This is a genomic window from Sinomonas soli (genome assembly GCF_054782415.1).
Map to the genome: position 1 here is coordinate 482036 of NZ_BAAGSN010000015.1, position 9534 is coordinate 491569.

At 72.8% G+C, this 9534-nt stretch carries 12 protein-coding genes; 9 read left to right on the forward strand and 3 right to left on the reverse strand.

Annotation, left to right across the window (positions count from 1 at the left end):
- Positions 1 to 52 precede the first annotated feature (52 nt).
- Together ACYVKZ_RS15795 and ACYVKZ_RS15800 are read right to left on the reverse strand one after the other, a co-directional pair.
- A complete protein-coding gene (locus tag ACYVKZ_RS15795; protein ID WP_460993164.1) occupies positions 53 to 811 on the reverse strand; it encodes an SDR family NAD(P)-dependent oxidoreductase in 759 nt (252 codons plus the stop codon).
- Positions 812 to 927: 116 nt separating this feature from the next.
- Positions 928 to 1758, reverse strand: coding sequence for an HAD-IIA family hydrolase (locus ACYVKZ_RS15800; protein WP_460993165.1), 831 nt, complete (start codon positions 1756 to 1758; stop codon positions 928 to 930).
- 154 nt (positions 1759 to 1912) lie between these two features.
- On the opposite strand from ACYVKZ_RS15800, the gene ACYVKZ_RS15805 reads away from it, so the two are divergent.
- Genes ACYVKZ_RS15805 through ACYVKZ_RS15820 form a run of 4 tightly spaced genes read left to right on the forward strand, consistent with a single transcriptional unit; the run spans position 1913 to position 5115 of the window.
- A complete protein-coding gene (locus tag ACYVKZ_RS15805) occupies positions 1913 to 2320 on the forward strand; it encodes a TOBE domain-containing protein (RefSeq protein WP_460993166.1) in 408 nt (135 codons plus the stop codon).
- Positions 2317 to 3117, forward strand: coding sequence for a molybdate ABC transporter substrate-binding protein (gene modA, locus ACYVKZ_RS15810; RefSeq protein WP_460993167.1), 801 nt, complete (start codon positions 2317 to 2319; stop codon positions 3115 to 3117). The genes ACYVKZ_RS15805 and modA overlap by 4 nt, the downstream gene beginning before the upstream one ends.
- Positions 3118 to 3175: 58 nt before the next feature.
- A complete protein-coding gene (locus tag ACYVKZ_RS15815; RefSeq protein ID WP_460993168.1) occupies positions 3176 to 3994 on the forward strand; it encodes an ABC transporter permease in 819 nt (272 codons plus the stop codon).
- Positions 3991 to 5115, forward strand: a complete 1125-nt coding sequence (locus tag ACYVKZ_RS15820; protein WP_460993169.1) for a sulfate/molybdate ABC transporter ATP-binding protein — start codon at positions 3991 to 3993, stop codon at positions 5113 to 5115. Before ACYVKZ_RS15815 ends, ACYVKZ_RS15820 begins: the two co-directional genes overlap by 4 nt.
- Here the strand turns inward: ACYVKZ_RS15820 and ACYVKZ_RS15825 are convergent.
- On the reverse strand, positions 5112 to 5651 hold the full coding sequence (locus ACYVKZ_RS15825; RefSeq protein ID WP_460993170.1) for a COG4315 family predicted lipoprotein: 540 nt from the start codon (positions 5649 to 5651) through the stop codon (positions 5112 to 5114). The genes ACYVKZ_RS15820 and ACYVKZ_RS15825 overlap by 4 nt on opposite strands.
- A gap of 340 nt (positions 5652 to 5991) precedes the next feature.
- On the opposite strand from ACYVKZ_RS15825, the gene ACYVKZ_RS15830 reads away from it, so the two are divergent.
- The 5 genes from ACYVKZ_RS15830 to ACYVKZ_RS15850 all read left to right on the forward strand — a co-directional run.
- The gene (locus ACYVKZ_RS15830; protein WP_460993172.1) at positions 5992 to 6399 is read left to right on the forward strand and encodes a hypothetical protein; all 408 of its coding nucleotides are present in this window, start codon (positions 5992 to 5994) and stop codon (positions 6397 to 6399) included.
- Between the two features lie 133 nt (positions 6400 to 6532).
- Complete coding sequence (locus ACYVKZ_RS15835; protein ID WP_460993173.1) at positions 6533 to 7291, forward strand: hypothetical protein; 759 nt, start codon at positions 6533 to 6535, stop codon at positions 7289 to 7291.
- Between the two features lie 31 nt (positions 7292 to 7322).
- Entirely contained in the window at positions 7323 to 8060 is a 738-nt protein-coding gene (locus ACYVKZ_RS15840) for a class F sortase (protein ID WP_460993174.1), read from the forward strand.
- A gap of 127 nt (positions 8061 to 8187) precedes the next feature.
- Positions 8188 to 8538 carry a cupredoxin domain-containing protein gene (locus ACYVKZ_RS15845; RefSeq protein ID WP_460993175.1) on the forward strand — a complete coding sequence of 117 codons (351 nt, stop codon included), beginning with the start codon at positions 8188 to 8190 and terminating at the stop codon, positions 8536 to 8538.
- A gap of 130 nt (positions 8539 to 8668) precedes the next feature.
- Positions 8669 to 9534, forward strand: an 866-nt coding sequence (locus ACYVKZ_RS15850) for an endolytic transglycosylase MltG (RefSeq protein ID WP_460993176.1), incomplete at its 3' end; no start/stop codon positions are given.

The window sequence follows — 9534 nt, forward strand, 5'->3', positions numbered from 1 at the left end:
GGAGCGGCCGGCCACCCGCAGGGGTGACCGGCCGCCGTCGTGCGCGGGTGGCTCAGACCGTGGTGTAGCCGCCGTCGATCAGGTAGTAGCCGCCGGTGACGAACGAGGCGTCCTCGGAGAGCAGGAAGACGACGACGTGCGCGACCTCCTCGGGCCGGCCGAGCCTGCCGAGCGGGTGCTTGCCCTTGAGGAGCTCCAGAACCTCCGGGGTGAGGTTGTCCTCCAGCAGCGGGGTCTGGATGTAGCCGGGGCCGACCGCGTTGATGCGCAGCCCCTCGGCCCCGTACTCGGCGGCCGCGTTCTTGGTCACGCCCACCACGCCGTGCTTGGCGGCGGTGTAGGCGCTGTTGCCGAGGGCCGCGACGGCGCCGTGGATCGAGGCCATGTTCACGATCGCGCTCTCCGCGGCGCCGGCCTTGAGCATCTGAGGGATCTGGTACCGCATGCCGTACAGCACGCCGTTGAGGTTGATGTCGATGACCTTGTCCCAGTCGTCGAGGTCGATCTCCCCCGTGGGGGCGTTCTTCCCGCCGATCCCGGCATTGTTCACCGCGTAGTTCAGCTTGCCGTACGTCTCCACGGCGAACTGGACCGACTTCTCGGCGTCTTCCTTCTTCGACGTGTCGGCCCGGAAGGCCGACGCCGTCCCGCCGGCTTCGGTGATCTCCTTGGCCACGCGCTGGGCTGCTTCGAGGTTGATGTCGGTCAGCACGACACTCGCGCCCTTGGCCGCGAGCTCCTTGCCGATCGCCTCGCCGAGGCCCGAGCCGCCGCCCGTGACGAGGGCTACCCTGCCGGTGAACTGTGCCATGTCGATCTCCTCTGTCTTCGCTGGATTCTCAACTGTCCAGTGCAGCGCACCGCGGCGCGTGCACATTCCGTCCGGGGGTGTCTCGTTGCGGACACCCAGGGGTGACCGGCCAGACACTAGAGCTGCTGCAGGAGGTCCTTCACCGACGAGAGGACCTGGTTGGGGCGGAACGGGTAGGCGGAGATGTCCTCGCGCTGCGTGATGCCCGAGAGGACGAGCACGGTGTGCAGCCCGGCCTCCATGCCCGCGATGATGTCGGTGTCCATCCGGTCCCCGATCATGGCCGTGGTCTCCGAATGGGCGTCGATCTGGTTCATGGCCGAGCGGAACATCATGGGGTTCGGCTTGCCGATGGTGTAGGGCGTGCGGCCCGTCGCCTTGCTGATGAGTGCGGCGATCGCACCGGTGGCCGGGAGCACGCCGTCGCGCGAGGGGCCCGTCGCATCGGGGTTGGTGGCGATGAAGCGCGCGCCGTCGAGGATCAGCCGGATGGCGGTGGTGATCGCGTTGAACGAGTACGTGCGCGTCTCGCCGAGCACCACGTAGTCCGGGTCCTGGTCGGTGAGGATCATGCCGGCCTCGTGCAGCGCCGTGGTGAGCCCCGCCTCTCCGATCACGTAGATCCGGGCGCCGGGCATCTGGTCCTTGAGGAACACTGCGGTGGCCAGCGCGGAGGTCCAGATGTTCTCCTCCGGGATGCTCAGGCCCGAGGAGGCGAGGCGCGCGGCAAGGTCGCGGGGGGTGTAGATCGAGTTGTTCGTCAGGACCAGGAAGCGGCGGGAGGTGTCCACCCACCGCTGGATGAGCTCGGCGGCGCCGGGGATCGGGTGGCTCTCATGGACCAGCACGCCGTCCATGTCCGTGAGCCAGCATTCGATCTCCTGGCCGCTGCGGTAGACCACGGGGCCGGCGGGCTGCGTCGGCTCGACGTCGGGGGACTCGCTCATGAAACGCTCCTCGGGTCGGGGGGAGGGTGCGCGCACGACGGCGGACGCACCCTTAGTCTTCCATCCCGCCGATCGTTTGAGGCTGATTTCCGCATCTGCCTCCAGAACGCATGAATTCCTCCGCAGATGCGGAAGTGCGCTCTAGACTGTCGCCATGGCACTGCTCCGCATCGCCGACGCCGCCCGGCTCACCGGCGTCTCCGACGACACCGTGCGCCGCTGGGTGGACGCCGGCACCCTCGGCGCCCACAAGGACGAGTCCGGCCGCGCCGCGGTGGATGGCGCCGAGCTCGCCGCGCACGCGCGCGCCATCGCGGCCGCTCCCGCGGACCCCTCGGGAGTGGGGCGCTCTGCCCGGAACCAGTTCGTGGGCCTCGTGACGGCGGTGACCGTGGACAAGGTCATGGCGCAGGTGGAGCTCCAGTGCGGCCCCCACCGCGTGGTCTCGCTCATGAGCTCCGAGGCCGTCCGGGAGCTGGGCCTGGAGCCCGGGTCCGTGGCCACGGCGGTGGTCAAGGCCACCACCGTGATCGTCGAGACCCCCGGCGGGAGGGCGCTGTGAGGCGGGCAGCGAGGACGCTGGCCGCACTGGTGCTCGTGCCGGTCGCCTCTGCCGGGCTGCTCACTGCCTGCGGAGGGACGACCGCGGGGGGCGGCCCCGCGGCGTCGTCCGGGAACGGCGCGGCCCGCACCGTCACGGTCTTCGCCGCGGCGTCCCTGAAGCAGAGCTTCACCGCGATCGGCCGGCAGTTCCAGGCCGCCTACCCCGGCACCACAGTCGCGTTCAGCTTCGCCGGGTCCTCCGACCTCGCCGCGCAGATCGCGAACGGGGCGCCCGCGGACCTCTTTGCGTCCGCGGACACGAGGACCATGGACAAGGTCACCGGGTCCGGGCTGGCCGACGGCACCCCTGCGGACTTCGCCACCAATGTGCTCACGATCGCCGTGCGGCCCGGCAACCCCGCCGGGATCAAGGGCCTGGCGGACCTCGCCCGGCCCGGCCTCAAGCTCGTGGACTGCGCGCCGCAGGTGCCGTGCGGGGCGGCGGCGCAGGCGGCCGCGGCGTCCGGCCACGTGGCGCTGGCGCCGGTGTCGCAGGAGTCGAACGTGACAGACGTCCTCGGGAAGGTGGCCGCCGGGGAGGCCGACGCCGGACTCGTCTACGTCACCGATGCGCGCGGGGCCGGGGGGAAGGTGGCCTCCGTGCCGTTCCCCGAGGCCGCGTCCGCGGTGAACCGCTACCCGATCGCGGTGCTGCGCGACGCGAAGGACAAGGAGCTCGCGCACGAGTTCGCCGACTACGTCGCGGGCCCGGAGGGACGGAAGGTCCTGGCCGATGCCGGCTTCGGCGCGCCGTGACCCTTCAGCCCAGGGACATGACCCCTCAGCGCAGGGAGATGACCCCTCAGCGCAGGGCGTGTCTGCGGGCCACCTCCTGAAGGCCACCTCCCGCGGGTTCACGGGGCTTCCGGGCTGGCTCTGGGCGCCCGCGGCGGTCGGGGCGCTGTTCGTCGTCGTTCCCCTCGTCGGGATCCTCGCCCGTGTGGACTGGCCGCACTTCATCCCGCTCGTCACCTCGGACGCGTCCCTCGCGGCGCTGCGGCTGAGCCTGGTGACGGCGGCGGCGAGCACCGCCCTCGTGCTCGTGCTCGGGGTGCCGATGGCCATGGCCCTGGCCCGGGGCAACGTGCCCGGCCTGCGGTGGCTCCGGGCCCTCGTGCTCCTGCCGCTCGTGCTGCCCCCCGTGGTGGGTGGCCTCGCGCTCCTCTACACGTTCGGCCGGCTGGGGCTCGTGGGGCGGTGGCTGGACGTGCTCGGCGTGCAGGTCGCGTTCACCACCACCGCCGTGGTCATGGCGCAGGCGTTCGTGTCCCTGCCCTTCCTCGTGGTCTCCCTCGAGGGCGCGCTGCGCACGGCCGGCGGCCGCTACGAGGCTGTGGCCGCGACCCTCGGGGCTTCCCCGACCCATGCCTTCCGGCGCGTCACCCTCCCGCTCGTGCTGCCCGGCCTGGCCTCCGGCCTCGTCCTCGCCTTCGCCCGCTCGCTGGGCGAGTTCGGCGCCACCCTCACCTTCGCCGGCAGCCTCCAGGGCGTCACCCGCACCCTGCCGCTCGAGGTGTACCTGCAGCGCGAGACGGATCCCGACGCCGCCGTGGCCCTCGCGCTGCTGCTCGTCGCGGTCGCCGCGGCGGTGGTGGGCCTCGCCTACGGGCGCCGGGCCGGGGGAGCGCGGTGACCGCGTCACGGGAGGACCTGCTGACGGTCGACGCTGCTCTGGCCGCCCGGGGCGTCCGGCTCGCCCTCGCGGTCGGGGAGGGCGAGACGGTGGCGGTCATGGGCCCGAACGGGGCAGGGAAGTCGACCCTGTTCGGGCTGTGCGCGGGGCTGCTGCGGCCGGACCACGGAAGCGTCGCGCTCGCCGGCCGGGTCCTCGCCGACGGCCGCGGCACCTGGGTTCCCCCGCACCGCCGCGGCATCGCGCTGCTGGCCCAGGAACCGCTCCTCTTCCCGCACCTGGACGTGCTCGGGAACGTGGCGTTCGCCCCCCGCGCCGCCGGTGCCCCGCGCACCGAGGCCCGCGCTGCCGCCGCCCGATGGCTGCGCGAGGTCGACGCCGAGGAGCTGGCCGGGCGTCGCCCCGCCGAGCTCTCGGGCGGCCAGGCGCAGCGCGTCGCGATCGCCCGGGCGCTCGCGGCCGAGCCCCGGGTCCTCCTGCTCGACGAGCCGTTCGCGGCCCTCGACGTCGCGGCAGCCCCCGCCCTGCGCCGGCTGCTGCGGCGCGTCCTCGCCGACCGCACGGCGCTCATCGTCACGCACGAGCCGCTCGACGCGCACCTGCTCGCCGACCGCGTCGTGGTGCTCGAGTCCGGCCGCGTCGCCGAATCCGGGCCCACCGCCGACCTCCTGGACCGCCCTCGCAGCCGCTTCGCCGCGGGCCTCGCGGGGCTCAACTTCGTCCAGGGGCATGCCGCGCCCGATCCCGGGGTCCCGCCCGGCCGCCTGCACATCAGCGGGCTCGGCGAGGTCTCGGGCACGGTGCCGGACGGGGTGGAGCCCCCGGGCCCGGGCGAGGCGGCCATCGCCGTGTTCCGGCCCGCCGACGTGGCCCTCTACCCGTCCCCAGCGGCCCCGGCCGGCGGGCCGGGGGTGCCGCACGGATCGCCGCGGAACGCCTGGGCCGGCATCGTCCGCGAGCTCGAGCCGCGCGGCGCCCAGGTGCGGGTGCACTGCGACGCCTCCGGCCACGCCCTCGTGGCGGACCTGACCCCAGCGGCGGCCGCCGAGCTCGACCTGGGTCCGGGGGCCGGCGTCGTGCTCGTCGCGAAGGCCGCCGCGGTGACGGTCTACGGCGCCTAGTAGCCGGCGGTTCCCGAGCTGGCGGAGGCGAGCGGCGTCTGGATCATGGTCCCGTCGGCGCCGATCACGTACCACACGTTGGCGACGCCCTGCCCGTTGAACTGCCCGGGGCCGGTGTCCTTCGCGTAGTAGTAGATGGGCATCCCGTTGACCGTGATCTGCTGCTTGCCGTTGACGCCGGTGATGCTGCCGATCTTCCCGGTCACGCCCTGGAGCGTCGGGGTGCCGGCGCTGGTCACGGCGGGCCACAGCGACGCGCACCCGCCCGTGCAGGCGCTCGTGGTCGCGCCGGCGTTGTCCCGCGTGTACACGTAGACCGCCTTGCCCTCCCCGTCCACGACGACGGTGTGGCCCGCGACGGTCGCAGTCTTGAGCGTCTCGACCTCCGACGACGACATTGCCGACGACGCCGAGGAGGGCGCCGCGGCGGGGGCGCTCGACGAGCCCGTGCTGCCGCTCCCACCGCCGCAGCCGGCGAGGGCGAGGGCGGAGGCCGCCGATGCAGCGGCCAAGAGGAGTGCTGCTCGCTTGTTCATGGTGTCGCCTTCCCTGATCCGGCGGCTGTCTGCCGCTGCCCATGAGACGCCGTGCGCGGTGATCCGGTTCATCGCCAGTCCGGGAGGGGGCCGGCTCCGAATGATGGAGCAGCAGCAACCATGGTGCCGAGGTCGCGGGGCGACGCCGGCGGAGGGAGAGGACACGACGATGGGCGCACGCCTCGTTCGCCGCCTTGTCGCGCTGAGTTGCGCGGCGCTGATGATGAGCGGCTGCGCGGCCGCTCAGGGGGCACCCGCGCCGCAGGAGGCAGCGCAGCGGTCCGCCGCGGCACCCTCATCCTCTTCCGCGTCGCCGGCGGGGCCGTCACCGGCGGCGGCGATGGTCTGCGGGCAGGAGATCAGGGCCAAGATCGCCCAGATCCTGGCGCTGCCCGCCGACCCCTCACCGTCGCCGACATGGGCGGCCGGCCGCTACACCTGCACGTACAGGCTCCCCTCCGGCGCACTGGTGCTCGCCGTCCAGGAATCCCCGGATCCGGCGGCGGCCCGCGCCGCCGCCCACGGCGCAGTCGCGGCGCTGCCCAGCGCTGCCCCGATCGAGGGGCTCGCGAACCTCGGTCTGCCCGGCTACCAGAGTCCGGCGGGCACCGTGGCATTCGCCAAGGACAGCTCCGCCCTCACCGTGGACGCCACGGGCCTGAAGGAGCCAGTGGGCCCCCACGGCATCTCCCGGAGCTCCCTCGCCTACCAGATCGCCACCGACGTGCTGGCGTGCTGGAGCGAATGAGCCGGCGCCCCCTCACCGGTCCAATCCGCGATCCGGACCACTCCGAACAGTAACTGTCGGACAGTTCCTGAGCCCGGCGACCGGCGCCACCAGGAGCCGGCGACGCGACAAAGAGCATGGAGGAATCACCATCATGAAGAAATCTGCCTTCCTGATCGCCCCCGCCCTCGCCCTCGGGGCCATGGCCCTCTCCACGAGCCCGGCACTGGCGGCGGACAGCACCACCTACCAGGCGAATCTGGGAGCCATCAACGGCTCCAATGCCTCGGGCACGGCCATGATCACGCTGAACGGAAACCAGGCCACCGTGACCGAGAAGGTTTCGGGCCTCGCCGCGACCTTCAGCGGCAAGCCCTACCCGCACGTCCAGCACATCCACATCGGCGCCAAGGGCACCTGTCCTGGACCCTCGGCCGACACCAGCGGCGACGGGGTGATCAGCACCACCGAGGGCGCCCCGTTCTACGGGGGCATCGGCGCCACGCTCTCCACGAGCGGTGACACCAGTCCCGCGGCGGGCACCGACCTGGCTGTCGCAGGGATGGGCTCCTCCTTCACCTATCAGCGCACCATCACGCTGGACGCGAAGACGCTGGCCTCGCTGCAGTCCGGCACGGCAGTCGTCGTCGTGCACGGCCTGGACCCGGCGACCCTGCCGGCCGGAGCCCAGAAGGAGCCCAGCGACCTGGTGCCCTCGCTGCCGCTGGCGGCGACCTCGCCCGCCCTCTGCGGCACCCTCACCGCGATGCCCGCCGGCGCCCCGGGGACGGGCATCGCTGCCCCGGCACAGCAGCAGGGAGCGGACCTGGGTCTCGTCGCGACGGGTGCAGGCCTGATCGCCGCCGCGGGCGGGATCTACGGCATCCGCCGCCGGCTGGCCGCCAAGGCCTGATTCCGCCGTGCGAGCAGGAGGGTTGGACCCGATGAGAGAAGGTGCCGCCAGCGGTGGCCGTGGGCGCCGGCTCGCGTCTGCGGGTGCCACGCTCCTGCTCGCCGCAGGCCTCGCGGGGATCGGCCTCGGTCTGGCCCACGGGAGTGCGCCCGCGGGCCACGCCGGAGCCCCCACGGGGGTTCCCGCGACGGCCGCTGCCTCCCCGCCCGGGCGGTCCCCCGCGGGCGGGGAGAGCAGGCCATCACCGGATGCACCGAAAACGGCACAGGCGCCCCCGCTTGCCGCCCACTCCGGCCCGGTGCTGCCTGCCTCCGCCCCCACCCGCCTCCAGGCGCCCTCCATCGGAGTGGACACCCCACTGATCCAGCTAGGCAAGCAGCCCGACGGCGAGGTCGCCGTTCCGCCGGGTGCACCCGGGTCCCCGGCCGGCTGGTACACCGGGTCGGTCACGCCCGGCGCCTCCGGGTCCGCCGTGATCCTCGGACACGTCAACGCCATCGGCACACCCATCGGTGTGTTCTACCGCCTCCACGAGCTCGCGCCCGGGGCCCAGGTGACGGTGGTGCGGGCCGACCACACCGCGGCCGTGTTCGTCGTAGACAGGACCGACGTGTACCACAAGTCCCAGTTCCCCACCGTCGAGGTCTACCGCAACGCGGACCGGGCCGAACTGCGTCTGATCACCTGTGGCGGCTACGACCCGGCGTCGGGCCAGTACCTGGACAACACCGTCGTCTACGCCCACCTCGTCTCGAGTCACCCGGCATGAACCGGCCCGACCTTCCCGAAGGACCCTGACTATGGAACTGTCCCCTCGCTCTCGCCGGCGCCTGGCTGGGCTGGCGCTCCTCCTCAGCGCACTATCGCTGGGGGCCACTGCCTGCTCTGGCGCGGCCATGGGCAGCAGCAGCTCCGGCAGCGGCGCGGCCCAGTCCGCGCCTGCCGCGACGGCCTCGATGGAGCCGGGCATGGCCATGGGCTCCTCGCGGCCCACCCCGGCGGCGGCGGTCACCATCCACATCAGCGCCTCGGCGTACTCCGATCCCGGCACTGTCTCCCCGGGCGCCACGGTCAGGGTCATGAACATGGACGCCCAGGCCCATACCGTCACCGCGGACGGGGGCGCCTTCAAGGTCACGGCCCCGGCCGGCAGCAGTGTCACCTTCACCGCCCCAGCCACGCCCGGCACCTACCACTACCACTGCGAGTACCACGCCGACATGCACGGAACCCTCACCGTAGGGTGACGCGGACGCGCCGCCGGCAGCTTCGGCGTTTGATCCCGGCGGAGGCGGGGTAAGGTTCCGGGTGGCCCATGTGGGGCTGGGCCCTCCCGCCCGGGCCGACCGAGGCCCAGGAGCTAGGAGCATTGATACGGTGACCATCCCGAGGCGACACGGCAGGCCCTCTGCCGCCGGCCCGATTCCGGCCGTCGGCGTGGAGACCATGATGGGCAGCCCGGTCGCGTCCGAGAAGCCCGGGCCTGGGCCCCAAGACCGCGCGGGGCACCGCCGCCCGCTCCGCACCGCGGCCATCGCCATGGGCGTCGTCATCGCACTCACCATCGCCGGCTCCATCCTGCTCGCGTTCGGGCTCCGCTCGGCCCTGAAGATGGACAAGGTCACGGACTACCCGGGCCCGGGCACCGGGGAGGTCAAGGTCACCGTCCAGTCGGGCACCGGCCCGCTGGCTGTGGCGCAGGAGCTCCAGAAGGACGGGGTCATTGCCGACCCCGAGACGTTCGTGCGGGCGCTCGCCGGGACCGGCGGGAAGATCAGCCCCGGGGACTACACGTTCAAGAAGGAGATGAAGGCCTCGGATGCTGCGGCGATCCTGGCCGGTACGGACAGTGCGAAGGTGGTCTACTTCGCGTTGAGTGCGGGGATGCGGGTGGGGGACTCGCTCGATGTGATCGCGAAGGCGGCCTCGGTGGAGCGCAAGGACCTCGATGCGCTCAATGCGAAGCCGGGGGACTTCGGGCTGCCGGCCAAGGCCAAGAGCCTGGAGGGCTATCTGGCCCCGGGGGAGTACCGGTTCCCGGTGGGGATCTCGGCCAAGGACATCCTGGCCAAGCTGGTCTCGACCACGGTGGACGAGCTGAAGCAGGATGGGATCACGGACCCGAACCAGCAGTACCAGGTCCTCACGGTGGCCAGCATCGTGCAGGCCGAGGGCGGCCAGGCGGACTACGGGGACGTGGCCGGGGCGATCGAGAACCGGCTCAAGCCCAACGACCAGACCAA